At 41.5% G+C, this 18238-nt stretch carries 20 protein-coding genes and 1 pseudogene; 13 read left to right on the top strand and 8 right to left on the bottom strand.

Translation table 11 applies throughout. The features are described 5' to 3' along the window. Window positions 1-118 (top strand): annotated as a pseudogene (locus tag JMY09_RS12135) (IS982 family transposase); the annotation flags it as partial. Between the two features lie 416 nt (window positions 119-534). Here JMY09_RS12135 and rpoZ read toward each other — a convergent pair. Both rpoZ and gmk read right to left on the bottom strand, forming a co-directional pair. After that, entirely contained in the window at window positions 535-795 is a 261-nt protein-coding gene (rpoZ, locus tag JMY09_RS12130; protein ID WP_201623883.1) for a DNA-directed RNA polymerase subunit omega, read from the bottom strand. Between the two features lie 202 nt (window positions 796-997). Beyond that, window positions 998-1654: a guanylate kinase gene (gene gmk, locus JMY09_RS12125; protein ID WP_201623881.1), complete on the bottom strand. Its 657-nt coding sequence runs from the start codon at window positions 1652-1654 to the stop codon at window positions 998-1000. Window positions 1655-1933: 279 nt separating this feature from the next. On the opposite strand from gmk, the gene ispH reads away from it, so the two are divergent. The 11 genes from ispH (at window position 1934) to JMY09_RS12070 (ending at window position 12157) form a co-directional block, all read left to right on the top strand. Further along, complete coding sequence (ispH, locus tag JMY09_RS12120; protein ID WP_201623879.1) at window positions 1934-2890, top strand: 4-hydroxy-3-methylbut-2-enyl diphosphate reductase; 957 nt, start codon at window positions 1934-1936, stop codon at window positions 2888-2890. A 62-nt stretch (window positions 2891-2952) separates the two neighbouring features. Further along, window positions 2953-3198, top strand: a complete 246-nt coding sequence (locus JMY09_RS12115) for a hypothetical protein (RefSeq protein ID WP_201623877.1) — start codon at window positions 2953-2955, stop codon at window positions 3196-3198. Window positions 3199-3234: 36 nt separating this feature from the next. After that, entirely contained in the window at window positions 3235-4050 is an 816-nt protein-coding gene (locus JMY09_RS12110; protein WP_201623875.1) for a thioesterase family protein, read from the top strand. Window positions 4051-4337: 287 nt separating this feature from the next. Next, window positions 4338-6341 (top strand): molecular chaperone HtpG, encoded by a 2004-nt coding sequence (htpG, locus tag JMY09_RS12105; protein ID WP_201623893.1) that lies wholly within the window; start codon window positions 4338-4340, stop codon window positions 6339-6341. A gap of 254 nt (window positions 6342-6595) precedes the next feature. Next, a complete protein-coding gene (locus JMY09_RS12100) occupies window positions 6596-8065 on the top strand; it encodes a C13 family peptidase (RefSeq protein ID WP_201623873.1) in 1470 nt (489 codons plus the stop codon). 232 nt (window positions 8066-8297) lie between these two features. Then, entirely contained in the window at window positions 8298-9224 is a 927-nt protein-coding gene (gene fghA, locus JMY09_RS12095) for an S-formylglutathione hydrolase (RefSeq protein WP_201623891.1), read from the top strand. Between the two features lie 275 nt (window positions 9225-9499). Continuing rightward, window positions 9500-9760 (top strand): TIGR03643 family protein, encoded by a 261-nt coding sequence (locus JMY09_RS14825; protein ID WP_373416615.1) that lies wholly within the window; start codon window positions 9500-9502, stop codon window positions 9758-9760. Between the two features lie 174 nt (window positions 9761-9934). Continuing rightward, window positions 9935-10624: a ribulose-phosphate 3-epimerase gene (rpe, locus tag JMY09_RS12085; protein WP_201623871.1), complete on the top strand. Its 690-nt coding sequence runs from the start codon at window positions 9935-9937 to the stop codon at window positions 10622-10624. 169 nt (window positions 10625-10793) lie between these two features. After that, complete coding sequence (locus tag JMY09_RS12080; RefSeq protein ID WP_227677308.1) at window positions 10794-11189, top strand: hypothetical protein; 396 nt, start codon at window positions 10794-10796, stop codon at window positions 11187-11189. A gap of 150 nt (window positions 11190-11339) precedes the next feature. After that, the gene (locus JMY09_RS12075; protein ID WP_201623869.1) at window positions 11340-11651 is read left to right on the top strand and encodes a hypothetical protein; all 312 of its coding nucleotides are present in this window, start codon (window positions 11340-11342) and stop codon (window positions 11649-11651) included. A gap of 194 nt (window positions 11652-11845) precedes the next feature. Beyond that, a complete protein-coding gene (locus tag JMY09_RS12070) occupies window positions 11846-12157 on the top strand; it encodes a hypothetical protein (protein WP_201623868.1) in 312 nt (103 codons plus the stop codon). Between the two features lie 94 nt (window positions 12158-12251). Here the strand turns inward: JMY09_RS12070 and rpmG are convergent, their stop codons facing one another. Together rpmG and rpmB are read right to left on the bottom strand one after the other, a co-directional pair. Beyond that, a complete protein-coding gene (gene rpmG, locus JMY09_RS12065; RefSeq protein WP_062533708.1) occupies window positions 12252-12407 on the bottom strand; it encodes a 50S ribosomal protein L33 in 156 nt (51 codons plus the stop codon). 33 nt (window positions 12408-12440) lie between these two features. Then, a complete protein-coding gene (rpmB, locus tag JMY09_RS12060) occupies window positions 12441-12677 on the bottom strand; it encodes a 50S ribosomal protein L28 (protein WP_201623866.1) in 237 nt (78 codons plus the stop codon). Window positions 12678-13156: 479 nt separating this feature from the next. On the opposite strand from rpmB, the gene JMY09_RS12055 reads away from it, so the two are divergent. Further along, the gene (locus tag JMY09_RS12055; protein WP_201623864.1) at window positions 13157-15457 is read left to right on the top strand and encodes an Ig-like domain-containing protein; all 2301 of its coding nucleotides are present in this window, start codon (window positions 13157-13159) and stop codon (window positions 15455-15457) included. Between the two features lie 173 nt (window positions 15458-15630). Here the strand turns inward: JMY09_RS12055 and JMY09_RS12050 are convergent, their stop codons facing one another. The 4 genes from JMY09_RS12050 to ureE all read right to left on the bottom strand — a co-directional run bounded on the left by JMY09_RS12050 (window position 15631) and on the right by ureE (window position 18211). Then, on the bottom strand, window positions 15631-16212 hold the full coding sequence (locus tag JMY09_RS12050; RefSeq protein WP_201623863.1) for a HupE/UreJ family protein: 582 nt from the start codon (window positions 16210-16212) through the stop codon (window positions 15631-15633). A 49-nt stretch (window positions 16213-16261) separates the two neighbouring features. After that, window positions 16262-16930: an urease accessory protein UreG gene (gene ureG, locus JMY09_RS12045; RefSeq protein ID WP_201623861.1), complete on the bottom strand. Its 669-nt coding sequence runs from the start codon at window positions 16928-16930 to the stop codon at window positions 16262-16264. Window positions 16931-17022: 92 nt separating this feature from the next. Beyond that, a complete protein-coding gene (locus tag JMY09_RS12040; RefSeq protein WP_227677307.1) occupies window positions 17023-17778 on the bottom strand; it encodes an urease accessory protein UreF in 756 nt (251 codons plus the stop codon). Further along, window positions 17735-18211 carry an urease accessory protein UreE gene (gene ureE, locus JMY09_RS12035; protein WP_201623859.1) on the bottom strand — a complete coding sequence of 159 codons (477 nt, stop codon included), beginning with the start codon at window positions 18209-18211 and terminating at the stop codon, window positions 17735-17737. The genes JMY09_RS12040 and ureE overlap by 44 nt, the downstream gene beginning before the upstream one ends. Window positions 18212-18238: the final 27 nt, after the last annotated feature.

The raw sequence follows: 18238 nt of genomic DNA, 5'->3' as shown, positions 1-18238 counted from the left end.
TTTATGGCATTTGTCTCATCGATTGATTCGTAAAATCCTGTCACACAATCTGTGCTTTGTACTCAACAAAAAACTTGGTAATCCGCCTCTTCAGTTTGATTTGCTTATTTCAAGTTGAGAGTGGGGTTAGTTAGGGTTTATCACATCAAAATGGAAGGGCAGAGTTGATTATAGTTTCGTGGCAATTATGGTTTTAATAAGTAGGTATACGGAACCCATAATCACCCTCTAATTAATATTAAATTACAGTAAATGTCAACTGTTAAGCTTAGAGACTTGATAAAAATTACAAGGTATTGTTTAGCGTCTCATGAACAGTGGTTTTCGCTATTTTTCTCATATAGTTGTTTAACAGCGACTAAAAGGCAACCATAACCATCTTTAAGCTAAATATATACTAAGCACAGTAAGCAAAAAACCAAGTAACTACACATAAACGGCAAAAACCACAGTATTAGACTGTGGTTTTTGATTGGTACCTTCATAATGAGCTCTAAGTAGTTCAAGTCATTATTATTGAACAAGTTTTAAATCTTAGAAACTATGATCACCTGACAAAGCTAAGTCTAAAGAGCTAGTTGCAAAATTATGCTCAGGCTGATTAAGAATATCACGAGTGATTTTACCAGCAGCAATCTCGCGTAGCGCTAATACAGTAGGTTTGTCATTATCAACACTAACCATCGGCTCAGCAATACCTTTAGCCAGTTGACGCGCGCGTTTGCTAGCAACTAAAACCAACTCAAAGCGGTTATCAACATTATCCAAACAATCTTCAATCGTTACTCGTGCCATAGATAGCTACCTCATGTTTTTTTATCAGCGCTGAATGATTGACGCTTTATGATAAACGTAGTAATAAATATTTTGTTTAAATTATAAAAAAACAAATATAAAAATTTATAGTTGAAACAACCAATCATTATAGCATTTTTCACTCAAGGACGTAATAGCTTTTTAGTTAATATTTGATGGCAAGCTAAACTGACAGTCATTGCTATTTTGCCATTCCATCATCGCTGTCCAAGCTATCTTCAGTACTATTAGCAAGTAAAGTAGTAATAGTACGCTGATGACGGCGCTGTTGACGTTTGAGCGTCTGTCTGTCGGCGACAATTATAGCCTTGAGTTCAGTCAGTGCCACCTCAAAATTATCATTGATAATGACAAAATCAAAATGGATATGCTGCTGCATCTCAGTGACTGCGCCGCTAAGGCGTTGTTCTATCACTTCGATACTGTCTTGGCCGCGAGTGGAGAGACGTTGGCGCAAAGTAGCAAGACTCGGTGGCAGAATAAAAATCATTCTGGCATCAGGGAATACTTTTTTAACTTGTAATGCCCCTTGCCAGTCAATCTCCAAAATGACGTCAACACCTGCTTGTAGCTGAGCGCGAACGCTTTGCTCAGAGGTGCCGTAGTAGTTGCCAAAAACTTCAGCGTGCTCTAAAAAGTTATTTTCAGCAATAGCAGTAGTAAAAGTATCAACGTCAGTAAAGTGATAATGTTGGCCATCAATCTCGCCTGGCCGCGGGGCACGAGTAGTGTGTGAGACACTAACTGTTAAGTCATTGGTAGTGGCTAACAGCTGCTTGACTAGTGAGGTCTTGCCAGTGCCAGAAGCGGCAGTAATAATAAACAATGAACCTGTCATACAAAAGTGTCCTAGTAGTAGAAGATAGGGAATAATAAATATTATGAATAATCAAGCTTAGGCTTAGAAAGGGGGTTGTAATAATGCGGTTAACTAAGTGGCCTTTAGTACTCATTACATGGTTGTAGCTCGGTGGTAATCTATTGCTAGCTCAATACCGTTTAAAGACGACTGAGACGATAGTATTTTAAAAGGTAATAAAAGTAAATTATGCTAAAGTAGGGACATTATTTTGATTCATTACTTTTTTATCTAAATTATCTAACGATAGGCCGCCTTATGCAAATTTATCTTGCCAATCCACGTGGGTTTTGTGCTGGTGTTGATCGCGCTATTGCAATTGTTAATCAAGCGTTAACACGTTTTGAGCCGCCCATTTATGTGCGCCATGAAGTGGTCCATAACAAGTTTGTCGTTTCGGACTTAGCCAATCGTGGTGCGGTATTCGTTGAAGAGCTGCATGAAGTACCTGATGGTTCTATCGTTATTTTCTCAGCTCATGGGGTCTCTAAAGCCGTTGAGGATGAGGCTAAACGCCGTGATCTCACTGTATTCGATGCTACTTGTCCTCTAGTAACAAAAGTACATATCGAAGTGGCTAAGTTCGCTCAGGACGGCATGGATGCAGTACTGATTGGTCATGCTGGACACCCTGAAGTAGAAGGTACTATGGGGCGCTTTAACCGTGGTCATGGGGGACAGATTCATTTAGTCGAGAACGAAAGCGATGTACAAAAACTAATGGTGCAAGATGCCGATCGTTTAGCCTTTGTCACCCAAACGACTCTGTCTATGGATGACACCGCTCGTGTCATTGATGCTCTACGTGATAAATTTCCTAATATCCAAGGCCCACGCAAAGATGATATTTGCTACGCCACCCAAAATCGTCAAGATGCAGTAAAAGACTTAGCCAGTCGCTGTGAAGTGGTATTAGTAGTAGGCTCGCCGAATTCATCGAACTCAAATCGTCTGCGTGAACTAGCGGAACGCATGGGTTGTAAAGCTTATCTGATCGATAACGCTAATGAAATCAAGTCTGAGTGGTTCGATGGCATTCAAAAAGTTGGGGTCACAGCGGGTGCTTCCGCCCCAGAGGTATTGATTCAAGAGGTACTACAACAGTTGCAGGACTGGGGTGGTGAACTACCGCATGAGCTGGCAGGTATAGAAGAAAATGTGATTTTCAGCTTACCTAAAGCTTTACGTATTCCGGTAACTGAAGTCGGTAAGTAAGGGCAACAAGTAGCTAAGTAAGATAAATGCTTTTTGAGATAGGCTGTCAAAGAGAAAATAATATGGAAAAGCGAAAATCTAAATTTGTGTTGGCAGAAGCTAGTATTGATGACATTAACAAGCAACTGAAAATAAACTTATTGGTTATTGTACTAGTGCTATTTTTATTAGGCCTAAATAGCTTATATTTTATCAGAGAAAAAAGTGTGTTCTCTGCTGTATTGATTGTACTTATGATCTTTTTATTATTTCTTATCGCTAAGAGTCGTGACATTCTCAAGTCAAGAAAACAGCAGCTTAGTGAGTAAAACTGAATATAAAACAAAATAAAATATAGGCCTATTATGAGCGCGTATTATCATTTTATTAATCGTGAGTGGCAAGCAGATGGCAGCAGTCTAGCTCACTACCATCCTACTGAGCATACTCAAGGTACTTGGAATCCGGACGATCAGCACATGTCATCGGCAACGGGATTGCTCACCCATGAGCTTAGTGAGTTTGCCGTCCAAGCTAATATGCGTATTGCCCGTATTAGCCTTGATATATTGGGTCAAATCCCTTTAGATGACTCGACTATCACTACTCGCTGTATTCGTCCTGGTAGGACTATTGAGCTAATAGAAGCGGTATTAAGCAGCCGTGGTCGCGATTGCATCATTGCGCGTGCTTGGCGACTGATAACCCAAGACACTAGTAGTATTGCAGGTCTTGAGGATCAGCAGGCGTTGCATCAGCCTGATGAGCTAGCAGAGTGGCAGGAGATGCACAAATGGCCGGGTGGCTTTATCAAAACCTTGCGCTTAGTTTCAGAGCCAGAGCGTCGACCGGGCCGTGGCATGGTATGGATGACCAATAATGTAGAGATGATAGCGGGAGTGACGACTTCTGACTTAGTGCATATTTTAGGTATGGTCGATACTGCTAATGGAGTAGTGCCTAGAGCAGGTCTAGGATTGAACGACTCAGCCTGGATGTTTCCTAATACTGATTTACAAATTCATATGCATCGTCTGCCTAAAGGCCACTGGCTAGGTATTGAGGCCGTGCAGCAGTACGGCACTGACGGTATCGGTATCACTAGTGCTGTGCTTCATGATGTTCATGGCCCCTTTGGCCGTAGCGAACAAATTCTCACTATCCGTCCGTTACCAGTCTAATTTGCCTGCAGGCCGTTTATTCTAAGCAGGGCAATACCAGCCGCTTAATAAAAATAAAAGCTGCTTGATAGGGGTAAAAACTCCACAAATCAGCAAAAAACCTATTAAATGAGCGGCGTGGCTTGAAATATTCTGCCGTGCCCCTACTTTATAAACAGTCTAGCGGTATTTAAAGTTAAGCTCAGCTATTATTAGCAGTGGGCTTAATTTAATAATAAGTTCTAATCAAAATTAAAGGAGTTTTTATGAGTGAACAAGCTGATAACCAAAATATGGATGGAAAAGAAATGGATAGCCAAAGCACTGATCAAGCGAGCACTGATCAGGCAAATACCACCAGTCAGAGCCCAGAATTAAAAAAACATAGCTTTGAAGCTGAAGTGGCACAATTACTACATTTAGTCACTCATTCTCTGTATTCTAATGCCGATATCTTCGTCCGTGAGCTGGTCTCTAACGCCTCTGACGCTTGTGATAAATTGCGTTTTGAAGCTACTAACGATGATAGTCTGTATGAAGATGATGGTGATTTGCGTATTCGTATTGCGATCGATGAAGAGGCGAAGACTATTACCCTTATCGATAACGGTATTGGTATGAATGAAGCTGACGCTATTGAGAATTTAGGAACTATTGCTAAATCAGGTACTAAAGCGTTTTTAGACAAACTGTCTGAATCACAAAAACAAGAAGGCCAGTTGATTGGTCAGTTTGGGGTTGGCTTTTATTCAGGTTTTATCGTCGCTGATACTATCAGTGTTGAATCACGCAAAGCGGGCGATTCTGCTGACAAAGGCGTACGCTGGATATCTGATGGTACGGGCATGTTCACTGTTGAGCCTATCAACAAAGCGACCCGCGGTACTACTATTACTTTGCATCTCAAACCAGAGTATTCTGAAGGTGAAGACAGTTATTTAGACCGTAGCAAAATTAAGAGTTTGGTCAATAAGTACTCTGATCATATCAGTCTACCAATTCAGATGCGCAAAGAAGTTTGGCAAGAAGATGTAGTCGATAGCGAAGAGGACAGTGACACCCCAGCTGGTGGCGAGATGGTACTTACTGATGATTGGGAAACTATCAACAAAGCCAGCGCTTTATGGACTCGCTCAGCAGCAGAAATCGAAGATGAAGAGTATGTCGACTTCTATAAAAACATCACTTATGACATGGATGCGCCATTAACTTGGACTCATAACCGTGTTGAAGGCCGTGTCCAGTATACTCAGCTGTTATATATTCCTAAGACCGCACCAGTAGATTTATATACTCGTGAGCAGCAGCATGGTCTTAAGCTGTATGTGAAGCGCGTGTTTATTATGGATGATGCCGAACAGCTACTACCGATGTATCTGCGCTTTGTAAAAGGGGTAATTGATTCAGCAGATTTGCCGCTGAACGTCAGCCGTGAATTACTACAAGAGTCACGCGATGTGAAGTCAATCCGTGATGGTAACGCGCGTCGTATCCTGACTACGTTGGCAAGTTTGGCCAATAGCGAAGACAGCGAAAAGCAAGAGAAGTTCGCCCAGTTCTATACTGAGTTCGGTGACGTTATCAAAGAAGGTCTTGGCGAGGACATGGGCAATCAAGAACGCATTGCCAAGTTGCTCCGTTATTCAACTAGTACTCAAGACAGCGTAACCACTAGCTTTGAAGACTACAAAGGCCGAATGAAAGAGGGTCAAAAAGCCATTTATTATATAACGGCTGATAGTCTAGCAGCGGCTAAAAATAGCCCGCAACTTGAGCTGTTTAAAAAGAAAAACATCGAAGTTATTTTGATGACTAGTCGGGTTGATGAGTGGGCAATGAACTTCTTGACCTCATTTGATGAGACGCCGCTACAAAATATCGCCAAAGGGGCGGTTGATTTAGGCGATCTGCAAGATGAAGAAGAAAAGGCTGAAGCGCAAAAGGCACAAGAGACTCTAAAACCGGTTATCGATAAGTTAAAAAAAGCGCTAGGCGAACGTGCTAAAGACGTTAAAGTTTCTACTCGCTTAGTAGATAGTCCAGCCTGTTTAGTAGTAGGTGAAGGCGAGCTGTCACCGCAGATGATTCAGATGCTCAAGCAAATGGGTCAAGAAGTGCCAGAGAGCAAGCCGACGCTTGAAGTCAATCCTGATCATCCATTGATCAAAAAGCTTGAGTCTAGCGAGCACGTTGATGCTGACTTTGATAAGCTAGCGCAAGTGATCTTTGATCAAGCGTTATTGGCTGATGGTGGACAGTTAGAAGATCCAGCCGCTTATCTTAAACGAGTTAATGAGCTTTTGATGCGTTAATTCTTACTAGTTATTTAGTCATTGCTCGCTGTTATTTACTAAGAGTTGTGCGGTTAAAGTAGTGCAGTTGCATTAATGGAGAGGTCTTAGTATTAAGGCCTCTTTTTTGTGCCATTTTACAAATTATTATTGTAGTCTTAACTCACAATCTGTTACATCTGTGTTAGATTGACAGGACAAATTACTCAATTCAGTTATAATATTCAGTATTCGCCATCTCTTTATTTTTCTTGACTGCTTAGAGGTCAAAGTCTTTGTCAATTTCATCGCTAAAAACCATTTCTCTTCAGCGCTTTTCGCTTAATTTCGCTGCTAATATTATCGCCACACTTTGGATGTTAGTAGGGTCGACTCGTGCCTTTTCTTGGGTAAAGCCGACTTTTATGCAGTTTGCGGTGTTTGCCTCATTAGCCTTAGGCAGCAACGTGCTGTTCTCATGGTTAGCCGCTGAGAATGGCAGTGTTTTTAATGAGCAAGGACTAGTCAGCTATTTGATTTGGCCGACTATTATCCTGTTAGGCGGCATCATCCTTGCACGGCGTACCAGCAATCAAGGTATGTTGTTCGTGCCAGTAGTGCTATGGTTGGTGGCTGATACTCTATCAGCGCTATTACAAAGTATCGTGCAGTTTATTGGTAGTCAAGGCTGGTTGCCAGATTGGAGTTATTCTTTTTTACCTATATTGTTTTTAATATTATTCCTCTGGCAAACGCTAGCGCTGTTATGGATATTTGCTCGTCGTCTACGTATGCCTTGGTGGGAACGTATTATTGTATTGCTAGGGGCTGTTGCCCTATTGACTATCTGGCAAAATAACGTGGCCGACCAGCCTATCTTTAAGCAGATTCCAGTGCAGCCAGTATTAGAAGAGGCCGCCCTTTATGAGCAGCCGCGCTTATTACAACAAGCCCTTAATGGTATCGATTCTAGTGTGCCAGGTGCGAGTGATTGGTACTTCATGGGTGTCGCCGGCTTCTCCGAACAAAACGTCTTTCGCTCTGAAATCAACAAAGTGCGTGAGCTCTTCGATATACGTTTCGGCACTAGCGGTCGCTCGCTGTCTTTGATTAATAATAGTTATAGCTGGCTTGATGAGCCAATAGCTAGCAAAACTAGCATATTGCAGGGGCTAAAGAGAATAGGTCAGCAGATGAATGCTGATGAAGACGTACTATTCTTGACTTTATCTTCTCATGGCGATCAGGATATTGTGCAGTTATCTAACCCCCCATTAGAGATGGATAATTTAGATGCTGCTTGGCTACGAGAGGCTCTGGATGCTTCCGGTATTCGCTGGCGAGTAATCGTGGTCTCTGCTTGTTATTCAGGGTCATTCATTGATGATCTGACTTCACCAACGACGGTAGTTATTACCGCCTCAGCCGCTGATAAAATGTCATTTGGTTGTACTAACAGTGCTGAGATGACTTATTTTGGTCAAGCGTTTTTTGCTGAGAGTTTGCGTGAGAATACTAGCTTTGAGGCGGCCTTTAAAGATGCTAGCTTACGGGTTAGTGAGCGTGAAAAATTTATGGGCTTTGAGCCTTCCGAGCCACAAATGGTTATCGGTAGTTTGATGCAAACAGCGTTACCAGCTTTTGAGCAAGTATTGTTCGATAAATCTCGCCCTTCGGTGTCTAGTATTAGTGCTGATAATGGCGCTATCGATGACAAATCTTTTGCTATCTCGCCTGCTATTGCCTCCGGAGCAACTCGCCCCTAACAAACAGCTATAGAAAACCAACGGATAGCTTTAGTAAAGTTCGTATAATAACACCCTATCGCTGCTAATCTGGCTAGTGTTAAATGGCTATCTTAATAATCAGCAAGCGCCTATTAAGTATCTATGCTAACCAGCAGCAAGTTTCTACTCGATGACTACTAATCAATGATTACCAATCAGCGACTAGCAATCAATGACAACCACTCGAGGACTACCAGAGGGAATTTTAATGATGAATAATTATTATGCTCATAGCTTACCTGCTAATACTCAGTTGACCAAACAGAGTGCTAATCGCTGTTTTGATGGCGAGCAGCACTATTATAGCCATCAGTCATCCGCTACCAAAACCTCGATGACTTTTAGTATTTATCTTCCTGATAAAGCTTTAACAGGCCAACGCTGCCCAGCGATTATGTATCTTTCAGGATTAACCTGTAATGCGGATAATGTTACTCATAAAGCGCATTTTCAAAAGAAATGCAGCGAGCTGGGGGTAATATTCATTGCTCCTGATACTTCACCACGTAGCTCGCCTGATACTAATGCTGAAAATACTAGTGCCGAAAATGAAGTCCCTAACGATGAGCGTTATTTTGTCGGACAAGGGGCCAGCTACTATGTCGATGCTAGTTGTGCGCCTTGGTCAGAAAACTTCAATATGCAAAGTTATATCGTTGATGAGCTCTATGATTTGCTGCGTGCAGAATTCGCTATCAGTAGTATCGGTATCATGGGTCACTCTATGGGTGGTCACGGCGCTCTATTATTAGGCTTTAAATTCCCTAGCAAGTTTGTCAGTGTATCAGCGTTGTCACCAGTTTGTGCCGCCAGTGAGTCAGCATGGGGACAAGCGGCTTTCACAGAATATTTTGGTGAAGATAAAGCGCTTTGGCAGCAGTTTGATGCCTCTCATACTATCGAAACTGTCGGTCAGCAATACTCAACTATTCTGGTGGATCAAGGCGCTGCTGATGACTTTTTGGCGCAAGGCCAATTGCAACCTACTAAATTGCAGCAAGCTTGTGAAAAAGCTCAACAGCCCTTAACCCTACGTTATCAGGCTGGACATGATCATAGTTACTACTTTATTCAAAGTGTTATGGATCATCATATTCATCATCATTGTAAAGCGGCAGACTTGCCTAACAATAGATAATCGATTGTTCATTGCCAATAAAGATATTATTAGTTAAATAAATACTCAAAAGGGAGCTATTTATGACCGATGACATTATCACTGACGCGCAAGATTTATCAATAGATGAGATCGTCTTGCAACAGCCGTCTTCTGAGCAGCACGACATTGAGTCTGCACTGGCAGTTATGCAAGCTGATATGAATAAGGCGTTGCAACAGAGGCAGCACCTTGGCGAGACTGGGGCTACAAGATCTACTATTGTAAATGAGGCAACAGCAGAACCAGTCACTGCGATAGATATCGAAAATCTTGATGAGTCGCATCTCTCACGAATAATAGAAATGGCTTGGGAAGATAGAACCCCATTTTCAGCCATCGAGCATAGCTATGGCTTAAACGAAGATGCAGTAATCAAACTGATGCGTCAAGAGTTAAAGCCGTCTTCTTTTCGCTTATGGCGAGAGCGAGTAACTGGGCGCGCTACGAAGCATCAAGCCAAGCGAGGCTTTGAAGTGGGCCGAGCTTATTGTAAAACCCAATACAAGCAGCGCTAAAATCTGCGCAGTATTTTTAGCCGATATGTTAGTTGGCAAGTAGCGATTAACCGCTAGCTTTTAAAAGTAAATTTTAAATAGCATCGTTGAATAGGTAATTGCTAAAAAACTACGGTTAATAAATGGCTTATAATAAACCATATTTAATAAATCACGGTAACTAGGTAGCTCATTATGATTTCCCCTGCTAAGCAATACTTAATCGCTCCTTCGATCTTATCTGCTGACTTTGCCCGTTTAGGTGAGGAAGTCGATAAGGTATTAAAAGCGGGAGCTGATGTTATTCACTTCGATGTCATGGACAATCATTATGTGCCCAACCTGACTTTCGGCAGTATGATTTGTAGCGCTTTACGCAATTACGGTATTGATGCACCGATTGATGTGCATTTAATGGTGTCGCCTGTCGATGGTATGATTGAACAGTTCTTAGAAGCAGGGGCGAGCGTCATTACTTTTCACCCAGAAGCTAGTGCTCATATTGATCGGTCACTACAGTTGATCAAAGATGGTGGCGCAAAATGTGGTTTAGTATTGAATCCTGCCACACCATTACATTATTTAGACTATGTTATGGATAAAGTTGATCAGATTTTATTGATGAGCGTTAATCCAGGCTTTGGTGGTCAGTCCTTTATTGAGAGTACCTTGAATAAGGTGCGTGACGTGCGTCAGCTTATTGATGCTAGTGGTCGCGACATTAGACTTGAAGTAGACGGTGGTATCAAAGCTAATAATATTCGTGCTATCGCTGAGGCAGGGGCTGACATGTTCGTCGCAGGTTCGGCTATTTTTAATCAAGATGATTATGCGGTAGCCATCAGCGCCATGCGTGCAGAGCTGGCGGCAGTCAATAACGGCTAATAGCTGTCATTAGGTACTTTCAATTATAAGTTTTAATTTAATATTTTCAATTTATAAGCTTTAGTTCAGTAGCTTTAACTAAGAGGCGGTAATAGCGGTGACTTGCTTTATCAGTATTTAACACCATTAAAAAGCTATATACTGAGTGTAATATCAACAGAGGTGATTCATGGACACACAGAATGCAATTTCCCGTTCAGCAGCAGCTGACCATGCTCATAATACTGTCACGCCTCAAGCTGAGCGACCTAATTTAGATCAGCACCCTAAGGCGCCTAGCATCGTCCCTAAGGGTATTACTATTGGTATGGCAGTACTTGCCTTAATACTCAGCTTAGCGGGTTATGGCGCCCGTCTGATAGCCGGTCATGATACAGCAGAAGTTCTGCGTCATGCGGCAACTTTAGTACCAGCGTTTATTATCGGTATTCCCTTACTTTTTTGGATTGGATCCCGTATTTTTAACAAAATCAAAGGTACTAATATTCAAGGCTGGAATGCGATAAGTTTAGGATACTTAACTTCTTGTATTTCGTTATTATGGTTGATGGGCACTTATAGTTAACAGTCTGCAGTAGCTGTTAGATAATAGTAGCCGTTATAAAATAGTGGCCATTACACAGAAGGCTTAAGCAATAATTCATTATTGAATAGGCACTCTTATTTTATTAATTTTATAAATAAGTCATGAGTCTTATTATGACTGGACATCCGTATGCAAATCATGCCAACCCGTATCGCTAATATCATTTATCCCAAAGAGTTGCCTAACGTCTTATTTACTAGTCTTATTGTTGCTTGTCTTCTGTTAGGGCTAGCGTCGCTGCGTAACGGTACGGGCCTACAAGGCTGGCTTAATGTTATTGAGAACTGGCTGTTGATGCTGCTGATATTACCTTTAGCGACTACTGTAGTAGCACTACCTATGAAATATCGCGATCCTACTTTTCAGTTAAAAATGACTTACTACATGGGTATGTTTGTCGCTTTACTATTTACTATAGGCAAACTGCGCTATTGGCATTAAAGTAATTGCTGTAAGAACCTTATTTTGCCAAGTTAATCCTAAAACTCGTACAACGCTTAGTTGGTTGCTCTTGAAATTTAAGGCAAAAGCGTCCATTGTATGGGTTGAGAACTATTTTACCCGCATTGCTATCAGGTGATTAGAGTGATTGTCAGGTTAGCTAGTATAAGACGGGATAATGAGGAAGAGGCCGAATGCCATACGATATTGATAACGAGATAGAATTAGATAACGATAGTGCTGATCAATTTTCTGGCTTTGCCAAAGAGACTACTCTTGAGCTAGTCGAAGCTGAAAATGGCACTTTGTTATTGCGCGACACTGAAAAAGATGAAGAACCTTTAATGACTATAGATTTTTCCGATAAATTAAAAGATCTATTAGGCAGTGATACGCAAGCTATAGGTCAGCACATGATCCATGCGGCTATTCAAGTCATCATGCAAAAGCAAATGAGTCACTGGCATGCTCATGTCTATGACAAAGAGCCTAGCCATTATAGCTAACTAGTCCAGTTAAAATCATAGCCAATAAAAAAGGGTTTATCAATTGATAAACCCTTTTTTATTGGCTCAAATATTAGTCATTAATTAATGATTACTATTTGATTTTTGCTTCTTTAAACAACACGTGCTGACGAATTTTTGGATCGAATTTCTTCATTTCCATTTTGCCAGGCATAGTGCGTTTGTTTTTAGTAGTGGTGTAGTAGTAACCAGTACCGGCAGTTGATACCAACTTAATTTTATCTCTCATAACAACTTTCCTTTGAATAGTGAAGCGCTCGGCTTAAACTTTTTGACCTTTTGCACGCAAATCTGCTAGCACTTTATCAATACCAAGTTTATCAACGATGCGCATACCTTTAGTAGATATACGTAGACGTATGAAACGATTCTCAGACTCTACCCAAAAACGATGGTTATGCAGGTTTGGTAGGAAGCGACGACGGGTTTTGTTGTTTGCGTGCGAAACATTATTACCCACCATAGGGCGCTTTCCAGTCACTTGACAAACTTTAGACATGGTGAACTCCTAATCTATTAGGTATGAGATATTCTCATACCAGTCTGGGCAAGTTGCACAAATTTGCGGCATGGACACAGCAAGAGGCACATTGCACCAAACAAAACTATATGAAGGTTGAGCTGATTTTCTGCCATCTAAAGGCAAATGACAAGGTAACCAATTCAGAAAATTTTAAAGGCGACATTTATACCATATAATCAATAAAAATTCAAATTATTTTATAGTAAACGCTAACCTACTAAGTGCTTATTATACCTCGTATCCATAGAGCAATGTTATTGATTGTTTATGCAAAGAGTAAACTTTTAGTTGTAAATAAATAAAAAATTCAGTAGGGTTGTTGTTAGAAATATATACAAATTATTAACAAATACTATTTTAAAGCCAGTGAGTTGATCACCTGATGTTTATATAAAATTACTCGGCAATCTGCCTTATTTTTTTGGCAAAATTTTGCTAATTTGGAGTTCGAAAATATGCCCTATAGTCCGCGCACTTCTAAGTTATTTCAATTCACAATACTAGCAGCAACCTTAGCTGTAGCAGGATGTGGTGGCGATAGCGTAGATTCAGTTGCTCTTCCGTTTGATAATAGTGAGAGTGGTGGGCAGATAGGTGGTGGCAATAATAATAGTGAGGATCAGCAAGCTATAGTAGCGGTTAATATTAATGAAAGTAGGTTGCTTAATGCTGACGGCAACGCAATTACTACTGTCAGTCTCGATGGCGCTTACTACCAAATAGAAGTAGTAGATACAAACAAAAGTCCGATTATAGGCGCTAAGGTTAGCTTTTCAGTTGATGCTGAGGGTGTGGTTTTATCGCAAACAACTTCTGGTTCTACTTTAACAAATAGTGAAGGTAGAGCTCGTATTTTCCTAAAACCCAATGCACCTAAAGTTTCAGGCGCTTATACTATTTCAGCGAACGCAAGTTACAGAGGCGATACTGCTGCTGATAATTTAGATTTTTTTGTACAAGCAACTAATGTGACGCTCAGCGCACTAACGATGGGAACTTCGCTATTACCATCAGGTGGACAGACAACGGTATCATTTAAGGTTAGTGATATAGCGGGCAATCCTTTGAGTGGTATACTCACTAATTTAAATAGCAGTTGTGGTCAGTTGCCGACCCAAATGAGCTCAGATTCTGATGGAATGGTTGAAGTAGTTTATAAGGCAATTAATAGCGACAATACTTTATGTAGTGGTAATGTACACATTTCAGCAAGTACGGGAAACACAGTCCAGTCTACTAACATAGTGGTTCAAACACCTGAGGCAAACTCTATTGTGTTTACCTCAGACTCTTTTAGATTAGGCGCTAAATATAGCGGCTCATCAGCAACTGGAATAGTAGAGTTTACCGTTTATTCGGATAACATTCCGCTAGCAAATCAAGCAGTCAAACTCACCCTAAATAGAGCACCTTTTGATTTAACATTTGGCGTATTAGGTAATAGATATGAAATACCAGTTACAACAGATGAGAAAGGTCAAGTTTCTATACAGATATATCCTGGAGTGACCCCAGGTCCAGTAGAGATCAAAGCTACGTTAGTAAGTGACCGCAGTATCAATGCTTTATCAAAAGGTATCTTTATTGACAGCTCTCGAGTCACTCAAAACGGTCTTAGCTTGTCTATGGGCAGCAATACACTAGACTGGAGTCTAGATGGTAAGACAACCTCTGTGACGGCGCGCATGGTTGACCGTAATGGCAATAAAGTGCCTGATGGTACCGTAGTTAGTTTTACTGCTGAAGGGGGTAAGATACTGCCCTCTAGCTGTGGGACTATTAACGGTGCATGTAGCGTTGAATTCTCTACTCAGAACCCGCGCCCAGGTGATGGGCGAGTTACCATCTTAGCGATTGCAGAGGGTGAAAAAACCTATATTGATAAAGATCAAAATAATGCTTGGAATGAAGGAGTTGACACCCTTGTTCATAACATTGGCGATACTTTCCGTGATGATAATGAAAATGGTACTTTTGAGATAGGCGAATTTACTTATCCGTTGACTACTCAAGCAAACGGGCAATGTGAAAATAACATTAGACAGTTTATAAACCTGAAATTTCCTTCACTGGATGAACTAAAAAAACAAGCTTTTGAGAGAAACTTCATCAGCACCTTTGTATCACCTAATAAACCAATGACTTGTAATACAGGGCTGTCTACTGTAGTACGTAATGAGTCAATCCAGTTATTATCTAATGGTAATAATGCTCGCTTTACATTATTGCAGCCAAGCTCGCAGATTATAAGTAGCGCAGATAAAACCGTTATTTTACGCATTAATAGTGGTGGGTTTTATGATTTAAACCCTATGCCATCAGGTACTACTATCTCAGGAACAGTTGTTGATAAAACAAAAAATAATCCTGTCGCTACAATTATTCCAGCTAAGTCGCCTGCTAATGGTTTTGTTATAAAGGTTACTGGCGCGAACTCTAATACTACTATAACGGTTAAAAAAGGCGATACTGCTTTTACAGTCGATACCGATGCACAAGGTAATGGGGAAACATCACCGTTTACTGTAGCACCAACTGGCGATATAACCGTTGAACAAGAAAGTTTAACCTGTACAGTAGAAATGGTTGTAGGGTTTGAAAAGGTTGCTGACTTAGTTGGTACAGGTAAGCCTAGTGATAACACCGGTACGATTAATACTTATAAGTTAGAGGAGTGTGAAGCTGGTGACTCTTTGAAAGTATCGGTTACCTCACCTAATAATGAAACAACGACTCGAACTTATATTATTGAATAAATATCAGGAATTCTGAACATAATAGCCATCAACTTTGCAGGGAGGGTTGGGTATTAACGAGCCCAAGCTTAAAAAAGTACAACGATCAAATTAGCAAATAATAGATAAAAAAATACTCCGTAGAGTCGGAGTATTTTTATTGATCGCTTATCTTAACACTTGACCGCTAGCCGTTAAGCCATAGCCCCTAGCATAGCTACTAAGCCGATGCTTGCGATAGCAACACCAGTAACTCTCAAAGCTATGATTTGCCACTTGCTCGCCACTAAGTAACCGATAGTGTGTAGGGCGATAGTAGAGAGCATAAAGCCCACAATATAGCTGATTGCGCCATGACCGGCAGCTAATTCAATACCATGTGCATTACCATGTAAAGTACCAAACAGTGCACAGCATACCGTTAGCAGCAATAACGAACTGCTGCGTCCAACTGCTAGTAGGCCACCTAGTACTATTAAAGATAGTAGAATACCGTTCTCAACGGCTGGAATAGCCATGCCATTGATACCGAATAGCGCGCCAATTAGCATAAAGCTCACAAACGCTAATGGCAGTTGCCATGCCGGTTTACTACGGCCCATCACCGCTAACATACCTACCGCCACCATGGCTAATAAGTGATCCCAGCCCAATAAAGGATGCGTAATACCTGCGAGCATGCCTGAAGTATCATGTCCGGGGTGAGCCAAGGCTACTGAAGGTGCTAGTGCAACTAACATTAGTAGCACGGTTTGACCGATTTTATTTCTGTTCATAATTCATTCCTAGAGTGATTTTTGCTGGTCAAACATGTTTTGTATTTTACTAAGCCAATTGTTCATTGCTGGCCACACTAGTCACTTCTACTGAGAAGTCAGCTGGTAAGGGTCTAAGCATACCTTCGCGCTGAATAAAGTTGATGATTTCAGCGACTCCATCACCGCGAACTAAGTTGCTAAATACAAAAGGACGCTCGCCACGCATGCGCTTAGCATCTCTATCCATAACTTCTAGCGAAGCGTTGACCATAGGGGCTAAATCGGTTTTATTAATGATCAACAAGTCAGACTTAGTGATCCCAGGACCCCCTTTACGGGGGATTTTATCACCAGCGCAGACATCGATCACATATAAAGTCAGATCTGATAGTTCTGGGCTAAAAGTTGCCGATAGATTATCACCACCACTCTCTACAAACACTAACTCTAAATTGGGATGACGCTCTTGCAAAGTGTCGATGGCAGCTAAGTTCATAGAAGCATCTTCGCGAATAGCCGTATGCGGACAACCACCAGTTTCCACACCTAAGATACGATCTTCGCTTAGAGCTTGATGACGTAATAAAAACTCAGCATCTTCTTTGGTATAGATATCATTGGTGACTACTGCTAAATCATAATGGTTACGTAACGCTAAGCACAGCTGGCGTAGTAAAGCTGTTTTGCCTGATCCTACTGGACCACCTACACCGACTCGTAAACATTGAGTTGTCATTATTTGCTCCAAATACAGTGATTTTAAAAGAATTTTTAAGGTACGTTAGCGACAATATCAGTCGATTTTAAATTAGTTCAGTATCAGCGCTATTAGCTACGAAATAAACGCGAATATTGGCTCTCGTGTAAGCAGCTGGCATGTACTTGCCCAGGTAGGCTCCAACCAAGCTGCTCATCAGTAAGAGTAGTCGCCACTGCAAAGTGTGCTAATAATATTGGCTTTAGCAACACTAATAATCGCTGTGCCGCTGTCTGACCTAAAGGTATGGTTTTGCTAGCTACAGTTAACTGGTTCTCAAGCCAACTCCATAAATACCCTACTGCTGCCCAATCGGCGCTGAGACCGAAATGCTGCGCAGCTAAGCTATAAACGCTCATAAAAGCAGGTTCTTCAGGTAGAGAGTCTACTTCTAGCTGTTGACCTTGCAATAAGCGTACTAACGCTAGCGCTTGCTGTTCATCTTCAAATAGTAACTCATAAGTTTCACGATTGGCTCGCAAAAAATCATTCCAGTACACTATTTGCTGAGCATCATTGTTAATCCTAGCAGCGCACAAGCGTAATAGCACTGGAATATCCAGATGGGCCATTGCTTGTAACATGCCATCAAGCCAACTCTCAAGCTCGGCCTCATTAGTCACCCAGCCCAGCTCAATGGCCGACTCTAAGCCACTAGAGTAAGCAAAACCACCTATAGGCAGGGCAGGGCTGGATAAGTGTAACAGTGCCAGTAATTGACTAGCATCGATCTGCGTAGCACCAGTTTGCACAGCATTAGCTTGCAAACTACTAGTTGGACTATCAATGTTCATGATGGCCCGATTCATGACTGTCATGGCTGTCATGATTGTGTTGACCATGATAAGCGCCAGCCTCAGGATGAAAAGGGGCGGCGCCTACTTCTAAACGCAAGCCTAAGTGTTCAGCCAAATGCTCTAACACGTGATCTGGTTGAAAACGCAGCCAGCAATCGCCTAACTGCAAAGTCACGTGTCGATTCCCTAAATGGTAGCAAGCACGTGCAAAGCTTGGCCAATCATCGGCATAAGCGGTCACTACTGACTCCGGTTGAGCGACTACCGCGAAGACACGACCATCTTCTGCTTGCAAGCGATCATCCTGAGCTAGTACTTGACCACGCTCTAAAAACACTCCTACCTCGATACCTTGGTCGCTCACTGCTTTAAAGCGACCTTTTTGGCGCTGTTCAAAAGCTAAGGTTATATAGTCATCAGCTGGTTGTTGGTTATCCGCTAAATATTGAGTTATTTTTAACACTTCTTTCTCCATAGTGGGTGGGGCGTC

The sequence above is a fragment of the Psychrobacter urativorans genome (assembly GCF_904846695.1).
Taxonomy (GTDB): domain Bacteria; phylum Pseudomonadota; class Gammaproteobacteria; order Pseudomonadales; family Moraxellaceae; genus Psychrobacter; species Psychrobacter urativorans.
The sequence above is the reverse complement of the archived record's forward strand: the minus strand, read 5'-3'. Positions and strand labels throughout refer to the sequence as shown.

Bases quoted from the DNA above. Each gene is read 5' to 3' on its own strand.
- rpoZ (WP_201623883.1), bottom strand. From the start codon at position 795: ATGGCACGAGTAACGATTGAAGATTGTTTGGATAATGTTGATAACCGC.
- gmk (WP_201623881.1), bottom strand. From the start codon at position 1,654: ATGACAGGTTCATTGTTTATTATTACTGCCGCTTCTGGCACTGGCAAG.
- ispH (WP_201623879.1), top strand. From the start codon at position 1,934: ATGCAAATTTATCTTGCCAATCCACGTGGGTTTTGTGCTGGTGTTGAT.
- JMY09_RS12115 (WP_201623877.1), top strand. From the start codon at position 2,953: ATGGAAAAGCGAAAATCTAAATTTGTGTTGGCAGAAGCTAGTATTGAT.
- JMY09_RS12110 (WP_201623875.1), top strand. From the start codon at position 3,235: ATGAGCGCGTATTATCATTTTATTAATCGTGAGTGGCAAGCAGATGGC.
- htpG (WP_201623893.1), top strand. From the start codon at position 4,338: ATGGATAGCCAAAGCACTGATCAAGCGAGCACTGATCAGGCAAATACC.
- fghA (WP_201623891.1), top strand. From the start codon at position 8,298: ATGAATAATTATTATGCTCATAGCTTACCTGCTAATACTCAGTTGACC.
- rpe (WP_201623871.1), top strand. From the start codon at position 9,935: ATGATTTCCCCTGCTAAGCAATACTTAATCGCTCCTTCGATCTTATCT.
- JMY09_RS12080 (WP_227677308.1), top strand. From the start codon at position 10,794: ATGGACACACAGAATGCAATTTCCCGTTCAGCAGCAGCTGACCATGCT.
- JMY09_RS12075 (WP_201623869.1), top strand. From the start codon at position 11,340: ATGCAAATCATGCCAACCCGTATCGCTAATATCATTTATCCCAAAGAG.
- JMY09_RS12070 (WP_201623868.1), top strand. From the start codon at position 11,846: ATGCCATACGATATTGATAACGAGATAGAATTAGATAACGATAGTGCT.
- rpmG (WP_062533708.1), bottom strand. From the start codon at position 12,407: ATGAGAGATAAAATTAAGTTGGTATCAACTGCCGGTACTGGTTACTAC.
- rpmB (WP_201623866.1), bottom strand. From the start codon at position 12,677: ATGTCTAAAGTTTGTCAAGTGACTGGAAAGCGCCCTATGGTGGGTAAT.
- JMY09_RS12055 (WP_201623864.1), top strand. From the start codon at position 13,157: ATGCCCTATAGTCCGCGCACTTCTAAGTTATTTCAATTCACAATACTA.
- JMY09_RS12050 (WP_201623863.1), bottom strand. From the start codon at position 16,212: ATGAACAGAAATAAAATCGGTCAAACCGTGCTACTAATGTTAGTTGCA.
- ureG (WP_201623861.1), bottom strand. From the start codon at position 16,930: ATGACAACTCAATGTTTACGAGTCGGTGTAGGTGGTCCAGTAGGATCA.
- JMY09_RS12040 (WP_227677307.1), bottom strand. From the start codon at position 17,778: ATGACAGCCATGACAGTCATGAATCGGGCCATCATGAACATTGATAGT.